26 protein-coding genes are annotated in these 26,019 nt (G+C 62.7%); 12 read left to right on the top strand and 14 right to left on the bottom strand.

The annotated features are described in order from the left end of the window. Nucleotides 1–61 precede the first annotated feature (61 nt). Nucleotides 62–1,063 carry a cytochrome-c peroxidase gene (locus WS92_RS19030; RefSeq protein WP_231755986.1) on the top strand — a complete coding sequence of 334 codons (1,002 nt, stop codon included), beginning with the start codon at nucleotides 62–64 and terminating at the stop codon, nucleotides 1,061–1,063. A 21-nt stretch (nucleotides 1,064–1,084) separates the two neighbouring features. Here the strand turns inward: WS92_RS19030 and WS92_RS19025 are convergent, their stop codons facing one another. Beyond that, a complete protein-coding gene (locus WS92_RS19025) occupies nucleotides 1,085–1,690 on the bottom strand; it encodes a TetR/AcrR family transcriptional regulator (protein ID WP_082743952.1) in 606 nt (201 codons plus the stop codon). Beyond that, nucleotides 1,626–2,774 carry an iron-containing redox enzyme family protein gene (locus WS92_RS19020; RefSeq protein WP_231755985.1) on the bottom strand — a complete coding sequence of 383 codons (1,149 nt, stop codon included), beginning with the start codon at nucleotides 2,772–2,774 and terminating at the stop codon, nucleotides 1,626–1,628. The genes WS92_RS19025 and WS92_RS19020 overlap by 65 nt, the downstream gene beginning before the upstream one ends. A gap of 639 nt (nucleotides 2,775–3,413) precedes the next feature. Here WS92_RS19020 and WS92_RS19015 point away from each other — a divergent pair. Further along, nucleotides 3,414–4,199, top strand: a complete 786-nt coding sequence (locus tag WS92_RS19015; protein WP_171845252.1) for an ABC transporter substrate-binding protein — start codon at nucleotides 3,414–3,416, stop codon at nucleotides 4,197–4,199. 64 nt (nucleotides 4,200–4,263) lie between these two features. After that, nucleotides 4,264–5,361: a threonine aldolase family protein gene (locus WS92_RS32680; RefSeq protein ID WP_171845229.1), complete on the top strand. Its 1,098-nt coding sequence runs from the start codon at nucleotides 4,264–4,266 to the stop codon at nucleotides 5,359–5,361. Here WS92_RS32680 and WS92_RS19005 read toward each other — a convergent pair. Continuing rightward, on the bottom strand, nucleotides 5,287–6,330 hold the full coding sequence (locus WS92_RS19005; protein WP_059934160.1) for a class I SAM-dependent methyltransferase: 1,044 nt from the start codon (nucleotides 6,328–6,330) through the stop codon (nucleotides 5,287–5,289). The genes WS92_RS32680 and WS92_RS19005 overlap by 75 nt on opposite strands. Before the next feature lie 410 nt (nucleotides 6,331–6,740). Between WS92_RS19005 and WS92_RS19000 the strand changes: the two genes are divergently transcribed. Next, on the top strand, nucleotides 6,741–7,841 hold the full coding sequence (locus WS92_RS19000) for an ornithine cyclodeaminase (protein ID WP_059934158.1): 1,101 nt from the start codon (nucleotides 6,741–6,743) through the stop codon (nucleotides 7,839–7,841). 32 nt (nucleotides 7,842–7,873) lie between these two features. Here WS92_RS19000 and WS92_RS18995 read toward each other — a convergent pair whose 3' ends face one another. The 8 genes from WS92_RS18995 to WS92_RS18960 form a co-directional block, all read right to left on the bottom strand. Beyond that, a complete protein-coding gene (locus tag WS92_RS18995) occupies nucleotides 7,874–9,064 on the bottom strand; it encodes a porin (protein WP_059934156.1) in 1,191 nt (396 codons plus the stop codon). A gap of 141 nt (nucleotides 9,065–9,205) precedes the next feature. Then, nucleotides 9,206–10,384, bottom strand: coding sequence for an NAD(P)/FAD-dependent oxidoreductase (locus WS92_RS18990; RefSeq protein ID WP_059934154.1), 1,179 nt, complete (start codon nucleotides 10,382–10,384; stop codon nucleotides 9,206–9,208). Beyond that, complete coding sequence (locus WS92_RS18985; RefSeq protein WP_059934153.1) at nucleotides 10,381–11,772, bottom strand: FAD/NAD(P)-dependent oxidoreductase; 1,392 nt, start codon at nucleotides 11,770–11,772, stop codon at nucleotides 10,381–10,383. Before WS92_RS18985 ends, WS92_RS18990 begins: the two co-directional genes overlap by 4 nt. Further along, nucleotides 11,759–12,061 carry a (2Fe-2S)-binding protein gene (locus WS92_RS18980; protein ID WP_059934151.1) on the bottom strand — a complete coding sequence of 101 codons (303 nt, stop codon included), beginning with the start codon at nucleotides 12,059–12,061 and terminating at the stop codon, nucleotides 11,759–11,761. The genes WS92_RS18985 and WS92_RS18980 overlap by 14 nt, the downstream gene beginning before the upstream one ends. Then, nucleotides 12,058–12,852 (bottom strand): ABC transporter permease, encoded by a 795-nt coding sequence (locus tag WS92_RS18975; protein WP_059934149.1) that lies wholly within the window; start codon nucleotides 12,850–12,852, stop codon nucleotides 12,058–12,060. Before WS92_RS18975 ends, WS92_RS18980 begins: the two co-directional genes overlap by 4 nt. Then, entirely contained in the window at nucleotides 12,849–13,751 is a 903-nt protein-coding gene (locus WS92_RS18970) for an ABC transporter permease (protein ID WP_059934148.1), read from the bottom strand. The genes WS92_RS18975 and WS92_RS18970 overlap by 4 nt, the downstream gene beginning before the upstream one ends. Beyond that, nucleotides 13,744–14,814 carry an ABC transporter ATP-binding protein gene (locus WS92_RS18965; RefSeq protein WP_059934147.1) on the bottom strand — a complete coding sequence of 357 codons (1,071 nt, stop codon included), beginning with the start codon at nucleotides 14,812–14,814 and terminating at the stop codon, nucleotides 13,744–13,746. The genes WS92_RS18970 and WS92_RS18965 overlap by 8 nt, the downstream gene beginning before the upstream one ends. Before the next feature lie 75 nt (nucleotides 14,815–14,889). Further along, nucleotides 14,890–15,963, bottom strand: coding sequence for an ABC transporter substrate-binding protein (locus WS92_RS18960; protein WP_059934146.1), 1,074 nt, complete (start codon nucleotides 15,961–15,963; stop codon nucleotides 14,890–14,892). Between the two features lie 108 nt (nucleotides 15,964–16,071). On the opposite strand from WS92_RS18960, the gene WS92_RS18955 reads away from it, so the two are divergent. The 4 genes from WS92_RS18955 to WS92_RS34965 all read left to right on the top strand — a co-directional run bounded on the left by WS92_RS18955 (nucleotide 16,072) and on the right by WS92_RS34965 (nucleotide 19,959). Beyond that, nucleotides 16,072–17,022 (top strand): LysR substrate-binding domain-containing protein, encoded by a 951-nt coding sequence (locus WS92_RS18955; protein ID WP_059934145.1) that lies wholly within the window; start codon nucleotides 16,072–16,074, stop codon nucleotides 17,020–17,022. Nucleotides 17,023–17,043: 21 nt separating this feature from the next. After that, nucleotides 17,044–17,922 (top strand): hypothetical protein, encoded by an 879-nt coding sequence (locus WS92_RS18950; RefSeq protein ID WP_059934144.1) that lies wholly within the window; start codon nucleotides 17,044–17,046, stop codon nucleotides 17,920–17,922. Nucleotides 17,923–18,097: 175 nt separating this feature from the next. After that, entirely contained in the window at nucleotides 18,098–18,712 is a 615-nt protein-coding gene (locus WS92_RS34970) for a hypothetical protein (RefSeq protein ID WP_141668064.1), read from the top strand. Nucleotides 18,713–19,179: 467 nt separating this feature from the next. Next, complete coding sequence (locus WS92_RS34965) at nucleotides 19,180–19,959, top strand: hypothetical protein (RefSeq protein WP_141668063.1); 780 nt, start codon at nucleotides 19,180–19,182, stop codon at nucleotides 19,957–19,959. A gap of 84 nt (nucleotides 19,960–20,043) precedes the next feature. Here WS92_RS34965 and WS92_RS18935 read toward each other — a convergent pair whose 3' ends face one another. Then, nucleotides 20,044–20,421: a hypothetical protein gene (locus WS92_RS18935; protein ID WP_059934141.1), complete on the bottom strand. Its 378-nt coding sequence runs from the start codon at nucleotides 20,419–20,421 to the stop codon at nucleotides 20,044–20,046. Then, nucleotides 20,418–21,347 carry an RHS repeat-associated core domain-containing protein gene (locus WS92_RS18930; RefSeq protein ID WP_141668062.1) on the bottom strand — a complete coding sequence of 310 codons (930 nt, stop codon included), beginning with the start codon at nucleotides 21,345–21,347 and terminating at the stop codon, nucleotides 20,418–20,420. Before WS92_RS18930 ends, WS92_RS18935 begins: the two co-directional genes overlap by 4 nt. Before the next feature lie 300 nt (nucleotides 21,348–21,647). Here WS92_RS18930 and WS92_RS18925 point away from each other — a divergent pair, with 300 nt between their 5' ends. The 4 genes from WS92_RS18925 (at nucleotide 21,648) to WS92_RS18910 (ending at nucleotide 24,756) form a co-directional block, all read left to right on the top strand. Further along, nucleotides 21,648–22,058, top strand: coding sequence for a TIGR03757 family integrating conjugative element protein (locus WS92_RS18925; RefSeq protein WP_082743956.1), 411 nt, complete (start codon nucleotides 21,648–21,650; stop codon nucleotides 22,056–22,058). Next, nucleotides 22,055–22,996 (top strand): TIGR03756 family integrating conjugative element protein, encoded by a 942-nt coding sequence (locus WS92_RS18920; protein WP_059934138.1) that lies wholly within the window; start codon nucleotides 22,055–22,057, stop codon nucleotides 22,994–22,996. Before WS92_RS18925 ends, WS92_RS18920 begins: the two co-directional genes overlap by 4 nt. 84 nt (nucleotides 22,997–23,080) lie before the next feature. Continuing rightward, nucleotides 23,081–24,418 (top strand): integrating conjugative element protein, encoded by a 1,338-nt coding sequence (locus WS92_RS18915; protein ID WP_059934137.1) that lies wholly within the window; start codon nucleotides 23,081–23,083, stop codon nucleotides 24,416–24,418. A 38-nt stretch (nucleotides 24,419–24,456) separates the two neighbouring features. Continuing rightward, nucleotides 24,457–24,756, top strand: a complete 300-nt coding sequence (locus tag WS92_RS18910) for a hypothetical protein (RefSeq protein WP_231755984.1) — start codon at nucleotides 24,457–24,459, stop codon at nucleotides 24,754–24,756. A 239-nt stretch (nucleotides 24,757–24,995) separates the two neighbouring features. On the opposite strand, the gene WS92_RS32675 is transcribed toward WS92_RS18910, so the two are convergent. Further along, a protein-coding gene (locus tag WS92_RS32675; protein ID WP_085954781.1) for an IS5 family transposase occupies nucleotides 24,996–25,813 on the bottom strand; the annotation gives its coding sequence in 2 pieces (ribosomal slippage) (nucleotides 24,996–25,465 and nucleotides 25,465–25,813; 819 coding nt in all). Between the last annotated feature and the right edge of the window lie 206 nt (nucleotides 25,814–26,019).

The following is a 26,019-nucleotide window of genomic DNA, read 5'->3' as shown; positions in this document are numbered from 1 at the left end:
CGCAGGAGCTCGGCGCAGGATGTCGCGGATACGTGGGTTCGGATGGCTCGTTACTGGCGTGATGGTGAGCACGCTTGTGATCTTCGTGCTACACCATACAGCACACGGATCGCCTGATGCCTCCTTGCTTGCGCAACGCATCGCGCTGGGCCAGCAGCTCTTCAATGACCCGTCGCTAAGCGACGATGGCACTATGCGCTGCGCGTCCTGCCACATCCCCGAGAAGGCTTATGCCGACGGGCGAACGGTAGCCATCGGCGTCTACGGGCGCGCCGGCACACGCAACACCCCCAGTCTCCTCTCCGTGGAACTCGCCAAGGAAGGCGCCTTTTTCTGGGATGGGCGGCGCACCGCGCTCGAGCAAGCCGTGCTCGATCCGCTCACCAATCCGATGGAGATGGGGCTGCACGATCAAACGGAACTGATGCAGCGGATCGTACAAAATCCAGCGTACCGCACGGCGTTTACGCAAGCCTTCCCTGACGACCAAGGCCATCTGGCTCCGACCGAGATCGGCGCGGTGCTCGCGACCTATGTGCGTTCGCTTCATCCGTCTGACAGCGCCTCCGATCGCTATCTTCACGGCGATCGAACGGCCTTGAATCCGCGTGCGCAACTCGGGCTGGCCCTGTTCCAGGGCAAGGCCGGTTGCACAGAGTGCCACCGGCTCGACGGTTCCCCGCCGGCGTTGACAGATCATGGTTACCATCGCACCGGTGTCGGGCTCGATGGCATCACAGCGAATCTGCCCGCACTCACGGAAGGTGTCATCGCGCGCTCACTGCAAGGCAGTGCGATCGGCGATCGCATAGCGACGCATGCCGACGAAGCGCAGCTTGGACGCTTCAACGTGACGCAAGATCCCGCGGATATCGGGCTGTTTCGCACACCGTCACTGCGTGGTGTCGCGCACACCGCGCCGTATATGCACGATGGCAGCGTGCCGACACTCGAGGACGCGATCAATCGCGAGGTGTATTACCGCAGTCTGCAAGCCGGGCGCCCGTTGAATCTGAGCGTGGAAGAACGCCTTGACCTCGCCGAATTCCTGCGCGCGCTTTGAGGGCAACGAACACCGCCCCTCTCAATGTGCGGAGCGCTGACGCGCCTCGGCCAACAGCGCTTGCGTGGCTCGCCACGCATGACGCGCCGTGCGTGGATCACGAAACGCGCGCGCGTGGGACGTCGCGCCATCGATCAGCATGAGGATCACGCCGGTAAGCCGCTTCGTTTCGCTGGCATCAAACTCATCCTGCAGGACGACTTCGAGCAAGGCGAGAAGCGCCTTCTTGTGACGCACCGCGACCTCCGATAATTCTGGTTCGCTCATGCCGTATTCGCCAATCGCGCGCTCGAACAAGCAGCCCGTAGAGGCATCACTGGTAAACCACGCTTCGTGCCAGTCAAAGAATGCCTTGAGTTTCGCATCGACACCCTCGACGGTAGCGATGCGCGCAGTGAGTTCCTCGATCACGCCACGGTGCCTCCATTCAAGCACTTCCTTGGCCAACGTCTCCCTTCCCTCGAAGTTGTTGTACATGGATTGGAACGCCACACCGGCCTCCCGCGTAATCTGACGCACGCTGACCGCATGAAAGCCATAGCGGCCAAAGAGCTCCGCGGCTTTACCCAGTACCTTGGTTCGTGCTCTGCGACGGGCGAGTTCGTTTTTTTCGTGGGTGATGGTCATGATCGTCCCCGGCCGGTGGGCTCGTCGTCGACGACAACTGACGACTCAAGGCATCGTAGTAGTCGCCGCAACTGGCAAGCCGGAGCATACATCCTGCCCACACGGCGGACATGGCACGTGGTTCACGCTGCGCGAGGGGACGGATTACGTTGTCGAGCCAGCCTTCACCGTGTACATCGTCGACCGTGACGTGTTCGTCGTAATAGCGTGTCATCGACGGCCCGAGACCAAGGCGGCGGCATCCGGCGATGAGCTTGCGGTACTGCGGCGGGTCGAGCAGTTCCGTCGCGGCCATCACGCCCAGAAGTTTGAAATAGTGCTGCCGGTTCAGGGCGCAGAGCATGAAGAGGTTGTAGCCGCGCAAGCCCTGCCAGCCCAGTTCCGACGCGAAATCTGTGCTTGAGGGAGCGATACCCACGTCCGTCAGGAGATGTCGAAACAGGTTCACGTGACTGTGCTGCGGATCGCCCCGCCCCACTTCGTCCCAGAAGTTCGAGGCCAGTTCCTTGCGGGCCTCGGGATGCGAACCGATCATCGCCATCACAATCAGATCAAAAAAACGGACGTTGAGCGCCGTGTCGCTGCGAAAGAACGCTTCGAGCTGCGCGCGCGTGGCATGCATCGCAAGCAGGTCGAACAAGGGGTGATGCGAAGCTGGATGCGCCTGGACAGCGCTGCGCAACGCCGTGATCAACGCGTCCGGTGATTCGAAGACAGGGGCGGCGCCGATCCGCTGGTATTCGGCCGCCAGCCAATGCTGCTCGATAGTCCCGCGCACAGCCATCAGAAACGGGGCGAACTGGTTGACGACCGCCGGCATCGCCGGATCGGCCACGTGCAAGTCGTACAGCGCGAACAACACGCGATGCACGTCGATCAAGGCCGCCTCGTCCCCCTCGACGAAGGCACGACGCAGCCAACCTACCAGACGCGCCTGCCATCGCGCCGCGAACCGGTCGTCGACGTGCACGGACCGCTCAAAGCGGGGCGTGCCTATCAGGGCGAGAATCGCGTCGCCAATCGGCATGGCCAACAGGTCAGCCCGCGTCGCCGGTGCCGCTGCTGCCTTCGTTCCGGTTTGCATTCCCCAATCCGTGAACATCGCGTTATGCCCTCCTAGGTGATCGCCCCCGATTGCACGATATGGATCGATTGATCCAGTCGACCCTTGAATCGTGCCCCGTTATATCCCTCACACGCAGCCGCTACCCCTGCAAAACCAGGGCTCACGTGCCATCGCGACGGACCTTGCCGCATCTTTGCGCAAGGAAATACGGCACCTGTCACAAAAATGACATGTCCCGATTGACACCGATCTAATAAAGTCCTGACATGCACCCCGCAAAACTGGATCAATCGCTCTATCTCCTTACAGGCTTCTGAACGAGGAAGCCAGCGCCTTCACACGGGGAGCATGCAAGTGGCGACCGTCGGGCGTCGCACAAGCCATGACGCCTCGTCATCGGCTTCACCGCGGCAGCACGGCTCGCCGGATGGCATGTGGAAGAACGGCAGCCTGCTGCACGACATGGCCTGCGATGCTGCAGGGGACAGATCGCCGAATACGACTTATGCGAGGTTTCTTGCGTTCGTGCGACGGCCAATTGCACTTTCTCACCGCGGTACTTGCCCAACGAATATTGGCGCCGAACGCTTTCGGCATCGGGTGTGCGCGATCATCCACGCTGTTTTCAAGTTCCTAACAAAGCGAAAGGAGGCCTCGATGAAAGGCATGGCATGGCTGCTGTCGGTTGTCACCCTGTCGGTGGCATGGACCGGCGTCAACGCGGAAACGTTCAAGACCATCCGCTTCGGCGTGGAACCCTCGTATCCACCGTTTGAGTCCAAAGCCCCGGACGGCAAGCTCGTGGGATTCGATATTGATCTGGGTGAAGCGATCTGCGCAAAACTTCATGCCAAATGCGTCTGGGTGGAAAACACCTTTGACGGCATGTTTCCCGCCCTCCAAGCGCGCAAGTTCGACGCCATCAACTCATCGATGTCCGTCAACGAAAAGCGTCTGAAGCAAATCGACTTCACCGACAAGCTCTATCACCCGGCCGCGAGGCTCGTCGTCCGTGTGCCGTCCACGCTGTTGACGACACCCGAGTCGCTGCGCGGCAAGCGCGTGGGTGTGCAGCAAGGCACCACCATGGAAGCCTATGCGAAAACCTATTGGGCACCGAAAGGCATCGACGTGGTGTCCTATGCTACCCAGGATCAGGTCTGGGCGGACCTGACCAGTGGACGGCTCGATGCCGCGTTGTGCGTCGCGGTGCAAGCCGACCAGGGCTTCCTCAAGACGCCGCAGGGGCGCGACTTCGGCTTTGCCAAGGGACCGACGCTCAATGACCCGGCGATTTTCGGTGTAGGCATCAGCATCGGTGTGCGCAAGGACGATCCGGCGCTGCGTGACGCGTTGAATGGCGCGATCCGGCAGATTCGCGCCGATGGAACGTACGATCGGATCGCCAAGAAGTATTTCAGCTTCGATATCTACGGCGGTTAAACGCATCGATCGGGCGTGGCGGGCAGGATGCCTGCCGCCCGTCGCTTCATACAGGAAATCAAGGATGATCGACCTGAGAACCGATGCGGCCAGTCTTCCCCCACCGGGTATGCGCCGGGCCATGGCTCGAGCCGTGATGGGAGACGACGCCGTGGGCGAAGACCCGTCCGTCAATGCCTTGCAGGCGCACATGGCCGCACTGCTCGGCATGGAGGCCGCGCTATTCCTGCCAACCACCACGATGGCCAACCTCGCCGCCGTCTGTGTGCATGGCCGACCGGGGGATACGGTGATTACCGATACGTTGTGCCATCTGCACGTCGCCGATGACGGTGCGCAACGGTTTGCCGGCGTCCGTTTTCATGCACTGCCCGGCGATGCGGGCCGATTGGCGGCGACCGACGTGGCGCGCGCGATTCAAGCCGTGCGCGCCCAGGGAGAACGGCCGTGCCTGATCGCACTGGAACACCCACACAATCGGGGCGGCGGCGCGCTGTACGCGCTCGATGCGCTGCGTGACGTGATCGCCGCAGCGCATCGCCATGACGTACCGGTGCATCTGGATGGCGCGCGGCTGCTCAATGCGGCGATCGCCACGAACCGTCCCGTGCACGAGATCGTCGAGGGGGTCGATACCGTCGCGGTGTGTCTTTCCAAAGGGCTCGCCTGCCCGGCTGGCGCCATCCTCGCTGGCAACACGGAGGTCATCGATGCAGCGCGGCGCGTGCGTCATGCGTTGGGCGGTGGCATGGCCCAGGCGGGCGTGCTGGCCGCCGCGGCACGCTGGGCGCTGCGCGATCCTTTCGGCCCCTTGGTCGAGGACCATCGACGAGCCGCGCGGTTACGGGCAGCCCTGCACCATGTCGACGGACTGGAGGTGATCGAGATACCGCCTTCCATCAACCTGGTGTTCGCCACGCTCACCCGCGAAGGCCTCCGCGCCGAGGGCGTTGTCAAAGCCATGGAACACCACGGCATCCGCATCGCGGCCTTTGGCCCCCAACGCGTGCGCATGGCGCTCTATCGGGGTGTGACCGATGCCGATATCGATCAGGTCGCCGCCGCTCTCGCCGACGTCATGGCCGTGTCAGCCGTCACGCACGAACGACCACAACCGGTTCGGCGCACGAAAGTGCAAGGCGGCCCCTTGGAGGCCACATAGCGCGCGCGGCACCGACTCGTATTCATACTCACGCGGGATGCACGGTGCGGTCATGCGTGCGATGAATGCCTGGATCGCCTGGGGGCGTTCACTGGCGACGATGGTAGAGAAGTTGCCGCTGTTCCACGTGACCGCGGCGTGGGCGAACGTCTGGGCGATGGCGCGTGCCATGTCGGACAACGACACCTCATTGCGGTTCATCGTGTCGAGAATGTCTCGCTGTTTTCGTTCGATGTCGGCCCGGTCGAAGAAGCGCGTCTTGAAGCCGAAGTCCTTTTGCCTTTCGCGTTCCATGTAGGCATCGCGATCGTCGTCGAGAAACTTCTCCACGAACACAAACAGGCCCCCGGGTTTGAGCACCTGCGCGACGAAGGCAATTTGCTGCGTCCGGTTGGGCGAGACCATCTGAAACGTCGTGTCCTCCAGAATCACGTCAAAACCCGACGCGAAGGGTCGCAACTCGCTATCGCGATCGAGCACGGTACGATCGAGTTCATGGAACGCACCGAGAAAAAACCGGGCATGCGGTGGTTCCCCATAACGATAGAAACTGTCGCGGTTCTCGCGCGTGGCGCTGCTCGACAACGTTTCGATCGCACCGTTGGCCAGCTCCGACATCGTCCGCGCCATCGTGCCCTCCGCGGTCCCAAGCGAGTACACCTTGAACGGCTCGCCCGGACGAGCCGCCTGCATGCCGTAGCTCAGGATGGCTTCGCCAAGGCGGATTTCCTCTTCCAGCCGGTACGGAATGCTGGCGTGATAGTGCAGATCGAAATGCCCCCAACGCCGCCGATGAAGATCCGCGAAGCGTTTGAGCGTCACATCGCCCTCGAACAAGCGCTCGTCCACCGTAGGTGGCTTGCGCGGCATGCCACCTCGCCCGGCGGCGGTGTTCGCAAAAAAGTCGGCCATGCTGTGCAAGCGCGGCGCCGCTTTGCATTCCTCGAGAAACTCAGAGTCCCATGCCATTGTCGCCCCCTACGTTCACATTTAGATCAATGTGTCTAAATTATTTTTGGATCAAGTGATCTCATTTTTTTGTGAAGGCGTTCTTATTGGACGCAGTCGACGAGTCAAAGCTGGGGCGTGACGGTGACTTCATCGTCGCGCTCGACCGGCTTATCAAAGCGTTAGGGCTGGACACACCCTCCCTCTCGTGCGCCCTCTCATCGCGATGCGGCTTTGGCCAGCGCGCACCGCGCGCGGCTCAGGAGGGGCGAACTAGCCCCATCCTTCCGCAAGAAAACACGATGTCCATCACAAAAATGACATGCAGCCATTGACAGCCCCGGCATGAAGGTCCGAACTGGCGCCTCAAAAAAATGGATCAATCGTTCTAGTCTTTAAAGGCCCCTCTCGGGCCTTTCCGGAGGCGATGCATGAGCGAGACATCGGCAGTCGAGGATGCGGGAGCGATGCACGGATCGCTGGTCGAACCACGCGGTCCGCTGTCGCGTGTGGCCGCGAGCCGCGTGACGGTCGCGGCGTTGGCGCCCCGCGTCGTGGGGCAGCGTGTACGGGCCGCGTTGCGCGCGCTTCGCGACGGCGAGGCCTACGGCACGAAAGCGGTGCTGGAACCGACGCGCAACGAATTGCGCGCGCTGCTCGGCGACGCGGCGGATGCGGCGTATGCCGCAGGCGAACGCCCGAACTGGAAACTCAGCGCCCTTGTCAGCATCAACCCTTCGTACGGCGCGGTGAAAATCGTCGGCTCGCACAGCTACAACCGCCAGCACGGCGACCCGCGATCCACCTCGACGGTACTGCTCTACGACAAGCTCACCATGCAGGCGGTGGCGATCCTCGATGGCTCGACGTTGTCGGCGCAACGCACCGGTGCGTATGCGTCCGTCGTCATCGATCGATTGCTGCCCCATCGTGCACGTTTTTCAGTGTTTCTATTTGGCGCAGGCCGCGTGGCGCAAGCGGTCGTCGAGGATCTGCACGCCCATCATCCCGAGCGCATCGACACGCTGTACATCCGAAGCCGCACGCAACCCAGTGCCGAAGCGTTCGTCGCACAGCTCGCGCCGCACGTGTCGTTTCCACTCGTCGCCGCACCCGCGCTCGACGCGCTCCCCGATTGCACGTTGATCGTCACCGCCTCGAACGCCAGCGCGCCGCTGTTCGAAGCCTGGCAGGTCGGCGACGAATCGATCGTGTTGCACCTGGGCGGCGATGAAACGCCGGACGAACTGATCCGCTACATGCTCGAAGCCGGCACGGTGATTTGCGACGACATCGACACCGTCGCGCATCGCCGCTCGCAGAGCTTGCCGCTGTTCTTCGCGCGCACCGGACGCTCCCTAGAGTCGATGGCTAACGCGTATCAGGTGCGCAACCTCTGGCAGATCCTGGACGAGAACACTACGTATCGCATGCCCGCACTCGTGACGTGCGTGGGCCTACCGGTGCTGGATCTGTATCTCGCCCAGCACGTCTACGAGACGGCACGTGACGCCGAAGCATGTCGGGGCTGACGCGTGCCGTGTTCATCGATCGATGGTCGCGTTCAGAAGCGATGCCGCACGCCGGTCGCGACAGTGAACTGCGTGTTGGTCGAGGACGCACCCCCGGCCGTCGTCATCGCGGCGATCGGCCGATAGTGCCCGCCGACCAACGTCGTGCCATCGCCCAGCGCCTTCTGATACCCCGCGGTGACGTAGAGCTCCGTGCGCTTGGACAGCAGATAATCGAGGCCTACGTTGATCTGGTGCCAGGTGGGCTTGAGGTCCGCGCCGCCCGTGCCGGGCAGTCCGGTCGCGCGGCCATCCGTGTAGGTGTAATCGGCCACGATCATCCACGGCGCACTGAGCCGGTAGCGCAGGTTCGCATCGATGTTGGTGAGCTTGCGCGTCGCGCCGTCGTTGTAGTCGAGCTGCACGTGACTGACGCCGAGTCCCACGGTCGCCGGTCCCCACACCACATTGCCGCCGACCGCGGCAATGCGCTGACGCGCCACGCCGCCGTCAAGCCCGTAGAAGAAGCCCGAGCTGTAATCATCCCCGGTTGTCGATGACGCGCCGCCCACGGCACCATTCGTATTGCTGATGGCGTTCGGGTGATTCAACTGCATGTAACCGCCGCCGGCCGACACCGGCCCCTGGGTGTAGTTGATGGCGAGCGCCCACGCGTTGTTGTTGGCGAAGCCTTGCGATCCGCTGCTCGCGGCTTGGTTGCTGAAACCGTAGAGTGCATCGACGCGCCAACCAGCGAATGCGTCGGAACGGAACTTCACCGCGTTGTTGATGCGGAACGACTGATCGAGGTTGTCGTTGTCGCCGACGTGCGTGGACGGTATCCAGAAACCGGACCCGAAATACGGTGCAACGAGATCGGCCAGCGGATCGTACTGGCGCCCGAACGTCAGCGCGCCGACGTCCCGCTTGGCGAGCCCCACGAAGGCTTGTCGACCGAACTCGCGCCCACCTTGTCCGAGCGTGCCGTTGGTCGAATAAAAACCGCTTTCGAGCGTGAAGACGGCCGAAAGTCCACCGCCGAGGTCCTCATAGCCTTTGACGCCCCAGCGATTCCCGCCGAGCTTGCCGGAGCTTTCCTGCCACAGCGAACCGCCCTTGACGTTGTTGGTGTACGAGATGCCCGCGTCGATAATGCCGTACAACGTGACGGTGCTTTGCGCCATGGCGCTGGAGGCAAGCAACGAAAATGCGCTGCCCGCCACGATGAAACGTCCGTGTTTCATGGTGGTGATGTCCCCGTAATGAGGTGGTTGATGAACCGTTCGTCGCGCCGCGATACGCGTGGCGCGATCTCCTGTCATTCGCATGCCTAATCGATAGGCATTCGCGCCATGCTGGCGTCCATCCGTGCGGACGCTGCGGCGTTACGCGGCAGCGCCGGTCATGCCTAGTGGCGCCGTGGCGTGTCCCTCTTCATAGGTGCTCGCTTCGTCGAAGCGATCAATGCGAAACGCCTCGATAGGCAACGACGCACGTCCCTCGCTGATGAGCTCCGCCAGGAGCTGCCCGACGATCGGTCCGAGCTGAAAACCGTGCGCCGAAAACCCGAACGCATGGAAGGCCGCAGGTGATCCGCGGCTCGGCCCGATCACCGGCAACCCATCGGGCAAAAACCCTTCGATGCCCGACCAAAAACGCACGGCGCGTGCGGTGCGCATCACGGGAAAGAGATCGATCGCCGTGCAGGCGGCCTGCGCCAAACCGTCGAGCGCGAGCGACGTGCCGTTCGACTCGAGATCGACCGCCGCGCGATGACCGCCGCCGATCAGCACGGTGCCGTTGGGAAATTGCTTGAACGACAGTGACCGGCCGGCCGCGCCCACCACCGGTCCCACGAACGGCGCCATGCGCGCCGTCACCATCAGCATCGAGCCGTTGGGCTGCAGCGGCACGGCATCCCCGAGCGCCGCGGCCAACCGACCGCCCCAGGCACCGGCCGTATTGACCAGCGTGGGCGCGCGATAGCACATCCCGTCCGAGGTGCGTACCGTCCACTGTCCCTGCGCGTATGTCGGGTTCGCCGCGGTCACGCCTTGATGGATCAGCGCACCGCAGCGCTCGGCCTGACGCTGGAACGCCAGCGTGGTCGGATACGGCGACGCATAGCCATCGTCCTCCACCAGCAAGCCGCCCACACAGTGCGGGGCCAGCGCCGGCAAGCGGTCGTAGAGTTCATCGACATCGATCACGTGTTCGCGGTAGTCGAGTCCCAAGGCCGCGACGGTGCGGCTACGCGTGCGCAAACGTTCGAGTTGTTCCGCGTTTTCGGCAACGCGGATCTGCCCCACCGCCTTGAAGCCGCCGTCACTCCCGACGAGGTCGGGCAACGTGCGCCACAGTCGTTTCGCCGCGATCGACAGCGGCAATTCGGGCAACGCACGGCCGAGCGTGCGTACGCCGCCAGCATTCACGCCCGACGCATGCCGTGCCACGTAATCCTTCTCGATCACACGCACGGTGATGCCGCGCCGCGCCAGGTGCAAGGCGGTCGAACAACCGATCAGGCCGCCGCCGATCACCACCACATCCGTCGTTCGGGTCATCGCGTTGCCTCCGGCACATCGAGCAGTCCCGCGAGCTCGCCCAGCGGCACCGGCACGAGGGGAGGACGCGGGCGCAGCGGCAACGGTATCGCTTCGCCGCACGCCGCATCCGCCATAAGATTCGCCAGCGTCGGCGCACAGAGTCGCCCCTGGCACGGTCCCATCCCGCAACGTAGGGCGCTTTTCACCTGATTGGGATCGCGGCTTCCGCCGTCGAGGACGTGCTGCACGTCGCGCACCCGCACCTCCTCGCAGCGGCAGATCAGCGTGTCGTCGTCCGTCGGCACGAGGCATTCGTCGGCGGGGCGATACAGCGTGTCGAGGAACGGCCGCACCGCCGCGTCGCGCGCGAGATCACGCTGCAAACGCCGGCTCGTTGCGGCGAAGGCGTCTTCGCCCACCTTGCCCAGGTCATGCGCGATCGCGAGCGCCGCCAAGCGACCGCGTGCCGGCGCCGAGGCCGCGCCGGTGATCGCCGCCGCATCACCGGCGACGAATACGTGCGGCTGCGAGGTTCGCCCATACGCATCGGCCACAAGATGCCAGCAGGCCGTGCGAGCATCCCAGCGGCGTTCACAGCCCGCGGCGAGCGCGGCATGGATATGCGGCACCACGCCTTGATGCAGGAACAATCCTGTCACGCCCTCCAACCGCCGACGCCGTCCCCGATGCTGGAATTCAACCGCCTCCACCGTGTCGCGACCGAGCGCGCGCAGATCGCGCACGCCGGTGAACACCGGGGTCCCGGCGCGACGCACCTGCCATAGCAAGCCGAGGCCGCGACGCAGGTACGCGGGTGTACGCATCGCTGCCGGGAGATGGGGCACGGCCTGCACGTAGTGCATGAACGGTGTGGTGTCCAGCACCGCACGCACCGGTACCCCCGCACGCCGATACTGCAGGGCGACGAGGTACAGCAAGGGACCGGAGCCGGCGAACACCGGCTCGCGATGCACGAGGCCTGCCGTCTTCATCAGAATCTGCGCGGCACCGGCCGTCATCACGCCGGGCAAGGTCCAACCGGGCAACGGCCACGGGCGTTCCATCGCTCCGGTGGCGAGCAGGAGACGACGGGCGCGCACGCGATGCGCATGTCCCTCCACCGAAAACGCCACCTCGCCGTCCGCCGCCACCCACCACACCGACGCACCGGGCCGATACTCGACGCCGCACGCACGAAACCGCGTCACGAGTTCGCGTCCTGTCACGGAACCGGGATCAAGCCGCGCATGGCGCTCGGCGTGCTGCTCGATGCCGCGATAGATTTGCCCACCCGGCGCGGGTTGCTCGTCGAGCACGAGCACCGAGAGATGCCACTCGCGCGCTGCCACCGCCGCACCCATGCCGGCTGGCCCCGCGCCAACGATCACCAGGTCATACGCGGTCATGCGAGCCTCCCAACGTGATGCGCATGCCCGCGCGCACCGGCGTCAGGCACGTGCGGCACCCCGATTGACCGTCGATCTCCGCGACGCACTCGAAGCACACACCCATCAGGCAATACGGCGCGCGCGGCGTGTGCGACACGGCCGAGCGTCGCCACGGATATGGCAGTTGCACGGTGAGCAGGGCGGCGGCAACCGTGGAGCCATCGGGAACCGCGACCGGTACGTCGTCCACGAAGATCGTGACCGTCCGCATCGCCGCAGTCGGTGTCGAAAACAGCGGCGCGCTCATCGTGACCCCGCAAAGAGACGTTCCAGCCCGATCAGGCGATCGATCACGAGGATCAGCCCCAGCGCCCCGACGATCAGCAATGTCGAGATGGCCGCCACGGTGGGATCGATGGAATCCTCGATGCGCAGGTACAGGCGCACCGGCAGCGGCGTCATCGTGGGCGAAGCGATGAACACGCTCATCGTCAACTCGTCGAAGCTGTGGATGAAGGCGAGCAGCCATCCGCTCGCCAGCCCCGGCACCAGCAGCCGCAGCGTGATGCGCCGGAACACGATCCAGGTGGAAGCGCCCAACGACATCGCCGCCTGTTCGAGCGAGTGGTCGAGATCGCCCGCCGAGGTGAGGCACAACCGCAACGCATACGGCAGCACGATCAGCGTGTGCGCGACGACCAGGCTCGCGAAGCGGCCGTTGAGGCCCAGATCGGTGAAGAAGCGCAGGAACGCTACGCCCAGCACGATGTGCGGGATCAACAACGGCGACATCAGCACGCCGTGGATGGCGGTGCGTCCGGGAAACGACCCGCGCGTCAACGCCAACGCGGCCGGTACGGCGAGCAGCAGGGCAAGGCTGGCCGAGGTGACGCCCAAACCGAGACTGGTGCGCAAGGCCGTGACGAATTCCGGCACGTGCGCCAGCGCGCGATACCAACGCAGCGAGGCGCCATCGAACGGCATCGCCAGATACCCCTTCGCGGTGAAAGACACCAGCACGATGACGATCAGCGGTGCGGCGAGAAACAGGAGGAAGAGCGCGTGGAAACCAAGCGCCAAGAGTCCGTTCTTTCTCATGGCGTCACCTCCTCCATCGTCACCGGCAGAGGTCGATGCGATCGCGTGCCGCGTCGCTCGCCGAGGCGTTGCCATGCGGCAAGGATCGCGAGGTTCGCGATCAACAACGCGAGCGCGAGCGCGAGCGCCGCGCCTTGCGGCCAATCCATCGTGCCGAGGAACGCGTCGTATATTGCGGTGGCGACGACCTTGAGACGACGCCCGCCGATGATCGCGGGCGTGGCGAACGAGGTGGCGGCGAGCGAGAACACGACGACCGCGCCCGAGGCGATGCCCGGCACGATCTGCGGCAATATCAGGCGCTGGAAGATCCACCACTCGCTCGCGCCCAGCGAAGCGCCGGCCCGTTCGACATCCGGATCGCAACGCTGCAAGGCCACCCACACCGCGATCACCACGAACGGCACCAGCACGTGCACGAGGGCGATCACCATGCCGGTCATCGAATACATCAGCACGACGGGGCCATCCGCGAGCCGCAGTGCCTGCAACACGCGGCTGACGAACCCATCGCCGCCCAGCAACACGGCCCAGCCCAACGTGCGCACCACGACCGAAATGAGGAACGGCGCGAGGATCGCCACGAGACAGAGGCTTCGCCACGGCGCGCGCATGCGCGAGAGGATGATTGCCTCCCACGTGCCAAGCAGCACGCACACCAACGTCACGGTCGCGGCGAGCGCGAATGTACGCGCGAAGATGACGTGGAAGTACGGGTCGCCGAGGACGGCGACGTAGTTCATGCCGCCGAGCCTCACCCACGTTGCATGCGCGGTATCGGCCACCCGCAGACTCAGCAGTAGCGTGGCCGCGAGCGGCACGGCGAGCAGACCTCCGTAGAACACCAGTGCCGGCGCGCTCAGCGCATACGCCGGCCAACGACGAGACGCGTCATGCATGGGAACCTCCTTCGACGATGCGCAGATCCTCTGGCTTCCAATGCAAACCGACGCACTGCCCTTCGTCGATCGGCGCCGCGCCGTTCTGGCAGCGGGCGAGCAACGTCCCCAACGGACTCTCGACCTCGTAGAGCCAGTGATCCCCGCCGAACAGGCGCATGCGCACGGTGCCGGTCAGGTCGCTGGCCGCCGTGGCGATGGGACCGGGAATCAGCGCGATCTTCTCCGGACGCAGGCTGACGCGAATCGGCCCCGCGGCAGAGGCCATCGACGCCATCGCAAACCGATGCCCGCGTGTGGCGACGATGGCCGCACCGTTGGCGTCCTGTTCGAGCTGCGCATCGAAGAGATTGGTTTTGCCGAGGAACGTCGCGACGAATGCGGTGTCCGGACGATCGTAGACCTGCCGTGGCGGGCCCACCTGTTCGAGGCGTCCCGCGTTCATCACGGCAATGCGATCGCTCATCGCCATCGCCTCGGCCTGATCGTGCGTGACCATGATCGTCGTCGTGCCGACCGTGCGCTGGATGCGGCGCAATTCCACCTGCATGTCTTCGCGCAGTTTCGCGTCGAGGTTGGACAAGGGCTCATCGAGCAGCAGCACGGGCGGCTCGATCACCAAGGCACGCGCGAGCGCCACGCGCTGTCGCTGGCCACCGGACAACTGCGCGGGATAGCGATCACGCAGGCTGCCCAGGCGCACCAACTCGAGGGCGTGCGTAACGCGACGGGTGCGCTCGGACGCCGGAACACGCCGGGTTTCCAGGCCGAAAGCGATGTTCTCGCCCACGGTCATGTGCGGAAAGAGCGCATAGGACTGGAACACCACGCCAAGACCGCGTGTACTCGGCTTCGTGCCGGCGAGGTTGCGCCCATCGAGCTGGATCGCGCCCGACGTGGGTGCGATGAAACCGGCGATCATTTGCAGCGTCGTGGTCTTGCCGCAGCCGGAAGGCCCGAGCAGCGAGAGGAACTCGCCACGTTCCACCGCAAGCGACACCTCGTGCACCGCGGTCGCGTGCGGGTAGCGCTTGGACAGCGCCTGAAGTTCAAGAAAAGCCATGATGGTTATCGCAAAGCATGCCGACACCGCCCGCGTCCGCGAACGTCGTCGGCCGGTTGGCCCGCGCGTGGGCAATCAGCGTTCGATCTCGCGCATCCAGCGCGCGGTCCAGACCGCACGCTGCGCGTTGACGGTTTTCCAGTCGACGGGGACGAGATGCGCCACGGCGTCGGCGCCGTACACGACGGTTTTCGCCACGGCGGGATCGAGCGTCACGGTTGTGTTGGTGGGTCCCCAACCGGCTTGCGCGGCCAGGATGCGCTGCACACGGGGCGAGACCAGGTCCTGCACCAGCGCCTGCGCAAGTGCTCCGTGCGCGCTGCCGTTGACCACACACGCGGTCGTGAGCAGCGCCTGCGCGCCCTCCTTCGGCGCGACGAACGCGACCGGGAAACCCGTGCGCGCCAGCGCCAGCGTGCGGCCACTGCCCCACACGCCCAGCACCACCGCGCCGGTCTGGAAGAGTTCGGAGATCGTGCCGGAGGCCGTCTCGAAACTCAGCACCGACGGCGCGACATACCGGGCCATGTATGCGAAACCCGGATCGATGTGCTGCGCGTCACCACCTTCGACCCGTGCCAACGCCAGCAGCGTCTGCAGGCCGTAGGTGTTGCTGATCGAGGGCACCAGCACGCGCCGATGAAAGCGCGGATCGCCAAGCGCCGCCCACAACGTGGGTGGCGACCAGCCATGCTCGGCGAACACCTGAGTGTTGTACGCCAAGCCCGTGGCGACGATGCCGATGCCCACGGACTTCCCGTCGCCGTTGACCTTGGCAATGCCGTAGAGGTCCGCATACACAGGGGACGGCGTGAGCGGTTGGCACAGGCCCATCGTGACGGCCTGCTGCATCGGACCATCGTCGAGCACCGCGACGTCGATCTGCGGATGCGCGCGCTGCGCCTGCAGGCGCGCCAGGTTGGTGGCCGACGTACCGGCCACATAGGTGATCGACACACCGTGTGCCTGCGTGAACGGCGCAAACACCTGCGTGCGAAACATCGTTTCGGACGAACCGCCGTAACCGGCGACGACCAACGTCGGCGCTGCCGCGACGACGCCTTGCCATCCGGTGACCGCGAGCGCACCGATCGCCACGAACCACCGGCGACAGTACGCGCGACGCGGCTTCCTTGCCTCCTTGCGCATGATCTTCTCTGACAGAAAAAGCTATGGAAATCAGAGCATAAGAAGCCAAAAACGATCGCGTCAAAGTCGAAAAATGCGACAATTCATGCAAAAAATCTATGAACTACCATGTCCTCCGTCAGTGTTCGGCAACTGGAAGCCTTTCGCGCGGTCATCCTCACCGGCTCGGTCACGGGCGCGGCGGAACTGCTGCATCTGACGCAACCCACCGTCAGCAAGCTGCTCGCGGAGCTGGAGTACCGCACGGGCCTCGCACTGTTTGATCGCGTGCGGCAACGACTCGTGCCGCGACCGGAGGCGCACAGTCTGTTTCAGCGGGTCGACAAGACCTTTGCGGCGCTGGAAGAAGTGACGCGCGATGCGCGGCGATTGGCACACGGGCAAAGCGGTCACTTGCGCATTGTCGCGATGCCGGCGTTTGGACTCAGCGTACTGCCGCGCGCCGTGGGTGCATTTCTGCGTGAGCGACCCGACGTCACGGTGGACTTCAACATCCGCGCGTCGACCTACGTCACCGAATGGGTGGCCAATCGCCAGGCGGATGTGGGATTTGCGACGGCGACGCCGGTCAGTTCCGGCGTGACGTTGCAACCGTTCGAACGCTTACAGGGTGTATGCGTGCTGCCGGCCGATCATCGGCTGGCCGGGCAAGCCATGATCAAGCCGAAGGACCTGGAGGGCGAGCGGTTCGTGTCGTTCGGGCGCGAGTCGGCGTTTCGGCATCTGATCGATGAGGTGTTTCGCGTGGAAGGCGTCGCACGTCGGATCGTGATCGAGGTGGGTTACGCCGCAGCGGCATGCGCACTCGTGGCCAACGGCGCGAGCGTCGCGATCGTCGATCCACTCTCCGCGCTTGATGCGTGGCGTACCGGTGGCATCGTGCTCGCACCGTTCGACGCCGATGTGCCTTTCGTAGTGGATACGGTGTCTCCGTCCGGGGTTGCGTCTTCGGTACTGGCGGAGCAATTCTTGGATACAGTAAAAGGCACGCTGCAGCAGCTAAGCAAGGATGTTGCGAACGCATGCGACGCTCGAAGCGGGAAGGCGGTTTCGTCGTAACGACAAGACGGGGCAATAACCATGGAAGAAAGCCGACACAACGCTGCCGAACAAGAAGCCATCGGACTCTGCGTCAGCGTCGAAGCCATCGACGACATGGTCAACCACGCACTATTGCTGTTGATTGATGTCTCGCAATTCCCTGGCGAATGCGAGACCCGCTTTCACAGCCGCATCCACCAACAGTTGTTTCTCATACGCCTCCTCGACTTCGTAAAGGAGCCCGGTGACAAGGCTCTGACCGGCATCAAAGGATCATGCCTCGACATGCTTGAAGCGGCGTGCAACAGTCCTGCACTTTGTCCGAATGGCGACACTCGGTCACTCGGTTTGGCAGTCTCGAACCTCAGGGACTGGCTGAGCAAAGATCGGGAAGTAAAGCTGTGGCTGCCCACGCTGAATATCGAAGCACGCGTCACAGTCTCGTGCATGGACCTGCTCACTATTGCCGGCAATCAGTCCAAGCACAATCTGTCACGCCTTACCGGTGTTTGCCGTCGCATCGCCCAAATACTCGGCGATCAGGACTATGCCGTTACCTTGGACATGATGCCTCTTGCACTGGACGACTTCCGTGAACATCTCAATGAGAACTTCTTCGTTTACCATGGAACATGGTTGGCGGAGCTATTGAACAATGTTCGATGGGGCATTCAGACGTACCTGGCTCCCACGTTCCGTTGGTCGTACCGCGAGCAGATCACCGAACTGCCGGGTATCTATCGGTACGAGTACCCTGTAGCCATTCAAAGCAAAATCGCGCAACACTGGTTCTGGCGGCTCATGAACAACGTACGATCCGGACCGATCTTCAAGAGGTTCGATGGCGCTCATTACTTGAAAACCCAGAGTTCGCTCGAATGGGTCGATGGCAATCGAGACCACGAAGCGTTGCCCTAGCGCGGCACGACGTATCAGGTCGCCGCAACATCTATCGCTTTTCGTGGAGTGACTGAGAGACGGTGCGGCATAGAAAGAGGTGGAACACCAACTTGATACGACATAATGAGTGCCGCTCCTGAATTGAGCTTTTTTGGACTGCCACGTTCACTGCCAGGCCTCAGGATCACACCCTATGCGCGCAGAATTCGAAGAGAAAACGTACGAACAGCACCTCACCTCTGAGCTAGTGCATAGCCGCCGACTCTTCTTTCCTCCAGGCCAAGTTCTTGAAGATATCGTTGGCTTTGATGTAGCACTACGAACATCAAGCCATCATTTCTGGAAACTGTTTCCACACATGTACCGGTGGTGGCATAGGATGCCTTTTATGTACCCGCCTGGGGTCGAGTTGAGGCACGACTGGTGGCAAGAACTCGAACGCGAAATTGAGCATTTCCCGAAGTTCAAGTTCAACTGCTTCATACAGGCGAAGCGACCGAGTCGAATGATCCGCTCCGACGCCGCTGAGTATTCGTCCTGGAAGCAGCCGTACTTTCGCTACGACACATTTTCAAGTCAACAGCAGGCTCTCGAGTCGCTTGCCCACAAGACATCTGGTAAAGCCGTCGTGGTCTATGCCTGCCCCGCTTTTCACACGTCTCGCGAGCTTTGGGCGGCAATCCAATCTGGCGAGCTCGTAAAACAGTCCAACTTTTGCGAGATTGCCAAGCTCAACGGACACGCCAGATACAGCTTCGTATTACCTGGAAGCAGTGGAACCGCACACTCAGAACCTACGCCTTATTGAGAGCCAGCCTTTTGAGCAGGCCCTTGATGCGCTGCAAGATCAGAATCATCAAGAGAGCAATTTGGCATTCCTCTCGGAGACCGCCGAGGCAGTAGCCAGCGCATCAGAACAACTTGGCACCTTGCGCGGAACTTATGATGCTTTGACCGGAACCCTCTTCCAAGACGCAAATAGCAAGTTGGCAAAGTCCCTCGCGAAGATTTATGCCTTCCAGTTCGTTTGCAACGTACAGCTTCTGATTGGGTGCGAGGACTAACCTGACGTCCAAGTGGTTCTGCGCGAAAGCCGAACGGGTCGACTGCCTCGAACAATCAAGGTTCTCAACCGCCAAAGATGTTATAGGGCCGCAATGTCCTCTTACGCGCCGGAACTTCGACCCCGAACTTTGCCTATAGGTTATTTCACATCCTATGCAACGACGACTCCGCCAACGGTTCCACCGCTATGCTCGATACATTCGTCGACCGATGGACACCCTGCTACGTGAAACCGATCAACGTATGACGGGCGGTCTATGGATCGGAGATCCACCGGCACTGCTTCAAGTGGAAGACCTCACTGAAAGCATGCTGGTATTTGGTGTTGGCACTTCGGAACAGCGTGGCTCGAAAACGGCGCAAAAAATGCGCGCACTGATTGAGTACGGCTCGTCGGGTCCCTATGTCCATGTAGGCGTTATCCTGTTGGACAGCGAAACGAACTGCCTGAAGGTGTTCGAAGCTGGGGCATCCGGCGTACAAGCCTGTCCTCTCGATACGTTTCGCGGCCGCTATCGCTACATCGCGGCCTACGAACAACCCGCGCTGCTGCCGAGCGGATCGATCGAGGCAGCACGTCGCTTCGCGCGCCGCGCGGTCGATGTCAAAACGCCCTACTCGCGCCTGGGTGCCTTGCTCGCGCCGCTACGACAATGGCGCCACCAACGACGCGTATGGAAGTGGCCGGATCATGATCCGACGTGGTCGAGTCGGCCACATGGCGCAGGCCCTCATAGACGCAGCCATTACTTCTGTTCGCAGTTCGTGATCGACACCATCCGGGCCGCCGGCGTGCGTGGCTTTGAAACGAATTTTCTGAAGTCCACCTGCTACACCCCCATGATGCTCGCCGAAAGCCCCGGGCTCCTTCGATTCGTCGGATTTGTCGCCGAAGACTACATGTTGCTCGATCCACGAGACCCCGTCATCGCCGGAACCGTCTATGCGCGCCATCCCCACTTGCGCGCCAAATGGGGCGAGCCCGCGTGATATGCCTCCAAGACGGATGTCAGGGAGCGATGACGGCATTCGTCGAAAAACCCGCCTTGCGCGGAAACGGTCATACGGCAGGAGTTATGCGCGACCGTTGCAGAAGACCGCCAACACCTTATCGGCATCTACATCGTATTTTAGGTTCACCACGTCGCATCCGCCCTCGAAGATCGCAGGCGCCTTTTCCTGCGATGTAATGTGTACCGTAGACGTACCACCACCCCGCACAAAAATACCAACCAACAATCGATGGCGATGCTGAAGCAGGCCGTAGTAATAGCGCGTATAGCTGCTCAACAGCGTGCCAGGTGGCATGCTGATTTTCGATTCGACTTTACTTATCAAGGAAGCGGTTGGGGTCCACTCATGGATGGGTTGCGCGCGACTCTGCATGCCGACCGACAGGCTTGCCAGCACAACGATTCGCAGCAAGCGCGTTCCGAAACGCATGCCCGTCATGGCTGACCGTCCTGTTTTGCCGGTGCGGGATCGTAATAGGCCGGGCGTAGCGGCAAACCCTGCTCGCTACGCACCATGTTTTCATTGGCCATCGCCTGAACCTCACTCGGTGGCGTTGTTCCCGGTTTGCCATCGCCTTTGTCGTAGCTCTGCACGCCAAGGTCGATGGCGCGCGCATGCCCGAATTCGTGCGCCACGCCCACGTATTCCGGGCGCGACGTGTTGCCGTGGACATCCGTGCCCCCGGTGGTCTGCATGGGATTGATTCGGACGTCGGAACCGGTGCCCTTGTGATTGGCCGAGATTCCCGACGGATCGGCTTGTGTCTCATTGCCCTTGCCAGCGACCTGCTGGACGACGTAGATGATGTTGGGCGTGTGCTCGAGCTTGGAAACCAGCGCGGCACCACCGGGTTTGGATTTGATCTGCTGGATATCCTTGTTGATGCGCTTGACGAAAGCCTCGTCCCCCGCGATCTGAATGATGCGCCCTGTCGGATCGATGTATCGGACGGGATTGTCGCTGCCGTATGCGTAACGATTGAAGGTGAAGGCATCGCCCGGCTTGGGCACCTCCGGATCGACGCTCAGGAACCGTCCGGTGACCGGATCGTAATAGCGCGCCTGCATATAGATGAGGCCGGTTTCCGGATCATTGACATGTCCGGTGTACCCAGGACCATCGGGCGACGTTCCCATGGCGATCGAGCCATACGGCGCGTAATCGAACGTCTTGGTGATGTTTCCGTGCTCGTCCGCCTCGGCCAGTGGTGTGCCTTGCGGATCGGTATAGACGTAGGTAACGGTTCCGTTCTGTTGCGCATACGACATGCCGCTGCCAAGCAACGCCAACCCTATGCAAGCCATACGTATCTGCATCCATCGTGTGCGCTGCATCTCGGTGTTTCCGTTCTTATCGTTGCGCATGAGCGTCCCCCTATTGCTCGCCCCGTTTTTGTCGCCCAGGGTACCAAAGGACACACCGAATGAAACAGGTCACGCGTGCCTTGTCATGAAAAACAGCGGAGGCTGTGCGGATGACATGACGATGTCCTTTTCGCTTCCCTTTTCAAACGTAACGGGCCCGCCAGTGTGCCGCAGGAAAAGCGGACACCGTGTGCTTCCGATTCTTGATTTCGCAGCAAGCAATACGCCTGTTTACTGACGGCTCGACTTCGCTTCCGGCCTTCCCTCATGCGCATCCTCCGCCTGCGGCCTCCATCGGTCATGAGCATGGCGATCGGATTTCTGATTGCGATGCCACTTTGCACGATGACCTACGCCGCGGCAACCAACGCCGTGTGGGTCGTCACGGACCGTCTGCACCCGGTGCACAACGTCGATGGCGCACGTGTGATCGAGGTGGACACCCCGGCGCGAGTGGAAGCGATGCTGTCCGCCAACCTGCCCGCCAGTCCACGCCAGGCCGAGATACTGGTCCAGCAACGCCTCAATGACGACAACGGCAAACTCGCACGGCAACTCACCACTGCCTATCAAGGCATGGTGGACGCATGGAATCTCGGCGTAGTGACGGTTCCTGCGGTGATCATCGACCGGCATTACGTGGTCTACGGCGACCCGGATGTGGCCCATGCGGTATCGCGCATTCAGGCGTATCGCGAGGTGCATCCATGAAGCATTCGTTGCGTCACTGGGTACGCAGGAGTGCAGCGATCGGCCTGCTCGGCACCACCGTTTCCGCGCTCGCGATCGATACCGCCTCGTTCATCGCGTCTGTGCTGTCACCGGATTGTCTCGCCTGGCGCGTCGTCGGTATCTGCTACTGGCTGTCGTGTTCGACCTTCGGCTGTACTGTGCAGACCTCCGTGAAAGTGCGCCATTACGTGCCGGATGCCGTGGTGTCGAGCTACAGCCACACTGGGGCCAACCCGTGGACCGAAGTGTCCTTCATGAGCGCACCACTGCCCTTCGCGCAAGACGGAGGCAACGGCACGACAAACCAGACTCACGAAAACAATCTCGCTGTCTTCAAGAATGCAGACGTGATCGGCCATCCGGGCATGGCGGCCTTCAGCCGTTTCGCGAGCCAGTTCGGCATGACGTGTTCCGGCGCCGGCGTGCCGTTCGATCCCTATCTGCTCAGCACCTTCGATACGATCGCGTGGCGTTATGGCATCCCCGAGAGCATTTATCCCGAATCGCTGTCACCCGGCGTACGTGAGATCGGGAGCCGCATGAGCGCCGATCTGTGGGGCAATGTCTATCCGCGCGAAGGCTTTCTGCATCAGGTCGACGATTTCAAAAGCGCCGCCGTGGTCGCGCAGCGCGCGGGCGATATCGTCACGCGCCCCGGCCAGCCGCACGTGTACCAGTCCTTGCTCGCCCAACCCTACGACGGCTACTGGCCAGCCGGCGCGCTGGTGGAAAGCGACATCCGCACCGGCAAATGGCAAGCCCTGGTTCCGCAACTGTCGATGACCTGCGCGGTGTTTCCCAACACACGGCCTGCGACGCAAGCCACTGACGGCGGTTACGCCTGGACGCTGTGGCGCCCCTACGCGTGCTGCAAGCGCATGGGCCAGACCTTTCTTGGCAGCACTGACGTGGAGTGATCGCCCATGAAACGACCGCCGATGTTCCCGCGTCGCCTCTCCTCCGCTCGCACGGTTGCATTCGGTGCAACATTGGCGCTCGCCATGGCACTCACCAGCGATGCGGTTGGCCAGAGCAACCCGTCCATCGGCACGTCCGGCAGCGTGCTGGGCGATGACGTGCTGTACACCATCGGTGGCGGCAGTGCGGTCGCGATGAGCCCGAGTGCGAACATGCAGAGTCTCGGTGTGGGCCTCGGCTGGAACAACAACCTGATCTGCGGAAACCTGAGCCTGTCGAACACGCTGCAGAACCAGTTGAACGGCATCACCAACGGCTTCCAGACCATCATGAGCCAGGTGATCCAGAACGCCACCAGCGCGGTCTCCTCGTTGCCGGCGCTGATCATCCAGCGCGCCGATCCGGGACTCTACAACCTGCTCACCAACGGCATCCTGCAGGCCCGGCTCGACTTCGATCGCTCAAAGGCCACGTGTCGCGCGATGGCGAACAAGATGGCCGATCTCGCCGGCGGCACGCTCAGCTGGGACCAACTCGCACAAGGCCAGGCACTCAAGACCGCCGTCTCGAACACGCAAGATGCCGTAGCCGCGACCGAACAGGCCGAAAGCCAACGCGGAAATGCGGGCGTCCCGTGGGTCGGCGGCGGCAACGCGGGCGGTGCGGGCCAATCGTCGATCAAGGTGGTCGGCGATGTGACGCGCGCGGGTTACAACCTGCTGAACGGCCGCGCCATCACCGACACCTCTTCCATCGATACCAGCACCTGTGGCAACCGGCTCACCTGCACCACCTGGAGCTCGCCCGATGCCGCCGCGGCCTGGGCGACGCGCGTGCTGGGCGAGCAGGAGGAACGCACGTGCGACGACTGCACGAGCGCGCAGACCACGCCCGGTGTCGGCCTCACACCGCTGATCCAGGAGGAATACGACGCGAAGCTGAAAGCGCTGCAGGATTTGATCTCGGGCGCCAAGGCTACGACGCCCGACAACTTGCAGGCGGCCGGCAGCGACGCGTTGCCGATCACGCGTGGTGTGATCGAAGCGCTGCGCGATGAACCTGATCAGTCGGTACTGACGCAACGTCTCGCTTCGGAGGCTGCGCTTTCCAGCGTGCTGGAAAAAGCTCTGCTGCTCCAGCGCACGCTGCTCACCGGCAGCAAGGAACCGAACGTCGCCGCGAACCAGTTGGCCGACCAGGCGATCACGCAGAACAACGACACGCTGGAACGGGAGATCACCAACCTCAAGACCGAACTGGAGTTGCGACGCAAACTCGCAGGCAACGCCACCGCGTGGATCGTGGCGCGGCAATACACGCGGGGCGAAGGATCGCGGGGCATTTTCCAGGGCGATACAGTGCCGAACCGGCTTGATCGACTGCAGAAGCCAACCAGTAGCTCAAAGGGTACGGGGCCGTGATCATGCCTCGTTGGCCACGCTCTCCCCGTCCGCTCATCATGGCGCTGGCCATGCTGGCCGCCATGACGACCGTCGCCATTCTCGTGCATGCCATCGGCATTCGGATGATCGGTAGCATCGCCGCCTGGCAAACGTGGCTGCATCGCCACGCATGGTGTTTCGTGATCTGGCGAGTGGCGCTTTATGCGCTGATCGCGCGGGGCTGGTGGTGGATGCGAAATCGAGTCCGGCGGCGCGACGTTTCCCTCGACGCACGACGCCGGCTGCTTCACGCGGAAGCCATGGCGCTGCTCGCTATTGCGCTTACGGAAGGCCTCGCGTGGCTCCATCCGCTGTGATCCCACCGGCTGCACTCATATCGTTCTAGTCGTCACGCCAACTCATCGGGGAATCGGACTCGATCAAAACTGTCGCGAAGCACTCACCCCGGCCTCGTGCGACACCCCGCTCCCGCATGGATCACGCTCCAAGCCCCGACGATCTCAGGCATCGATGCGCGCACCTTGAGCGGAAGGGTGTCCCCTTTCGAGCTAACGCAACGGCTCCACCGACGGTTAGAAATCGCTAAGAGACGGTTTCATAAAGACTGCTGGGCTCGCCGCAGGGTATTCCAGCAGATCAGGCAGCAGCCGAGTTTGAGGAACGCTTCGTGAATGTCGGCGCGACGTTCAAAGCGAATACGTAGACGGCGGAAATGATGCAGCCAAGCATGAGTACGTTCGACGACCCAACGGACTTTTCCAAGGCCACTACCGTGCGGCTGACCGCGCCGCGCGATGCTGGTGGGGATGTTGCGCTCGTGAAGGATGCGTCGGTATTTGTCGTGGTCGTAACCACGGTCGGCGTAGACGCGGGCAGGACGGCTCAGAGGCCGTCCACGCACGCCGCCGATCGGCACAATGGCCTCGATCAGCGGAACCAGTTGGGTGACGTCGTTACGATTGGCGCCGGTCAGGATTGCCGCGATCGGCGTTCCGTTGGCGTCGGTGGCGATGTGGTGCTTCGACCCGGGTCGAGCTCGATCGGTGGGGTTCGGGCCAGTTTTTCGCCCGCCCCAACCGCACGAATCGACGATGAGTCGACGACCACACGGGAGAAGTCGATCTTCTCGGCTGCTCGCAGTTTCGCCAGCAGCACCGCGTGCAGTCGATCCCACACACCGGCTTGCTGCCAATCGCGCAGCCTGCGCCAACAACTTACGCCTGAGCCGCATCCCATTTCGGACGGTAAGTCGCGCCAACGAATGCCCGTCTTCAGCACAAAAAGGATGCCCGTCAAAGCCGCACGGTCCGCTACCGGCTTGCGACCGGGGTACTTGAAGCGGCGCGGCTTTGGCGGAGGTAGCAGTGCTTCGATCAGTGCCCACAGTTCGTCATCAATGATTGGCTTACCCATCTCCTTGGCCCGTCTGTCACGACGGCCAAGGTTAACAGGATGCTGAAAAAGTTAACAGCCCCTTGGACTCTTTTTGAAACCGTCTCTTAAGCACGACCATCGGATTGTCATGCCGTTGAGACCTCACGTGCAAGGCCGCGGTAGCTCGCTCACCCGATCCCGGCGTCCTTAAGAAAGCCCGCGTATCGGGCGCCATACCCAATCGT

It is taken from the genome of Burkholderia sp. MSMB1588, from assembly GCF_001546925.1.
In the GTDB taxonomy this organism is placed as follows: domain Bacteria; phylum Pseudomonadota; class Gammaproteobacteria; order Burkholderiales; family Burkholderiaceae; genus Burkholderia; species Burkholderia humptydooensis.
Note: the sequence above shows the minus strand (reverse complement) of the source record. Positions and strands in the feature narration are given on the sequence as shown.

Coding starts and splice junctions, on each gene's coding strand:
- WS92_RS18910 (WP_231755984.1), top strand. CDS start 24,457: ATGGCGCTGGCCATGCTGGCCGCCATGACGACCGTCGCCATTCTCGTG.
- WS92_RS18930 (WP_141668062.1), bottom strand. CDS start 21,347: ATGCGCAACGATAAGAACGGAAACACCGAGATGCAGCGCACACGATGG.
- WS92_RS34970 (WP_141668064.1), top strand. CDS start 18,098: ATGCGCGCAGAATTCGAAGAGAAAACGTACGAACAGCACCTCACCTCT.
- WS92_RS18975 (WP_059934149.1), bottom strand. CDS start 12,852: ATGAGAAAGAACGGACTCTTGGCGCTTGGTTTCCACGCGCTCTTCCTC.
- WS92_RS18920 (WP_059934138.1), top strand. CDS start 22,055: ATGAAGCATTCGTTGCGTCACTGGGTACGCAGGAGTGCAGCGATCGGC.
- WS92_RS32680 (WP_171845229.1), top strand. CDS start 4,264: ATGATCGACCTGAGAACCGATGCGGCCAGTCTTCCCCCACCGGGTATG.
- WS92_RS34965 (WP_141668063.1), top strand. CDS start 19,180: ATGGACACCCTGCTACGTGAAACCGATCAACGTATGACGGGCGGTCTA.
- WS92_RS18970 (WP_059934148.1), bottom strand. CDS start 13,751: ATGCATGACGCGTCTCGTCGTTGGCCGGCGTATGCGCTGAGCGCGCCG.
- WS92_RS18955 (WP_059934145.1), top strand. CDS start 16,072: ATGTCCTCCGTCAGTGTTCGGCAACTGGAAGCCTTTCGCGCGGTCATC.
- WS92_RS19025 (WP_082743952.1), bottom strand. CDS start 1,690: ATGACCATCACCCACGAAAAAAACGAACTCGCCCGTCGCAGAGCACGA.
- WS92_RS19030 (WP_231755986.1), top strand. CDS start 62: ATGGTGAGCACGCTTGTGATCTTCGTGCTACACCATACAGCACACGGA.
- WS92_RS18985 (WP_059934153.1), bottom strand. CDS start 11,772: ATGACCGCGTATGACCTGGTGATCGTTGGCGCGGGGCCAGCCGGCATG.
- WS92_RS18990 (WP_059934154.1), bottom strand. CDS start 10,384: ATGACCCGAACGACGGATGTGGTGGTGATCGGCGGCGGCCTGATCGGT.
- WS92_RS18995 (WP_059934156.1), bottom strand. CDS start 9,064: ATGAAACACGGACGTTTCATCGTGGCGGGCAGCGCATTTTCGTTGCTT.
- WS92_RS19020 (WP_231755985.1), bottom strand. CDS start 2,774: ATGCAAACCGGAACGAAGGCAGCAGCGGCACCGGCGACGCGGGCTGAC.
- WS92_RS18980 (WP_059934151.1), bottom strand. CDS start 12,061: ATGAGCGCGCCGCTGTTTTCGACACCGACTGCGGCGATGCGGACGGTC.
- WS92_RS19005 (WP_059934160.1), bottom strand. CDS start 6,330: ATGGCATGGGACTCTGAGTTTCTCGAGGAATGCAAAGCGGCGCCGCGC.
- WS92_RS18965 (WP_059934147.1), bottom strand. CDS start 14,814: ATGGCTTTTCTTGAACTTCAGGCGCTGTCCAAGCGCTACCCGCACGCG.
- WS92_RS19015 (WP_171845252.1), top strand. CDS start 3,414: ATGAAAGGCATGGCATGGCTGCTGTCGGTTGTCACCCTGTCGGTGGCA.
- WS92_RS18950 (WP_059934144.1), top strand. CDS start 17,044: ATGGAAGAAAGCCGACACAACGCTGCCGAACAAGAAGCCATCGGACTC.
- WS92_RS18915 (WP_059934137.1), top strand. CDS start 23,081: ATGGCACTCACCAGCGATGCGGTTGGCCAGAGCAACCCGTCCATCGGC.
- WS92_RS19000 (WP_059934158.1), top strand. CDS start 6,741: ATGAGCGAGACATCGGCAGTCGAGGATGCGGGAGCGATGCACGGATCG.
- WS92_RS18960 (WP_059934146.1), bottom strand. CDS start 15,963: ATGCGCAAGGAGGCAAGGAAGCCGCGTCGCGCGTACTGTCGCCGGTGG.
- WS92_RS18925 (WP_082743956.1), top strand. CDS start 21,648: ATGAGCATGGCGATCGGATTTCTGATTGCGATGCCACTTTGCACGATG.
- WS92_RS18935 (WP_059934141.1), bottom strand. CDS start 20,421: ATGACGGGCATGCGTTTCGGAACGCGCTTGCTGCGAATCGTTGTGCTG.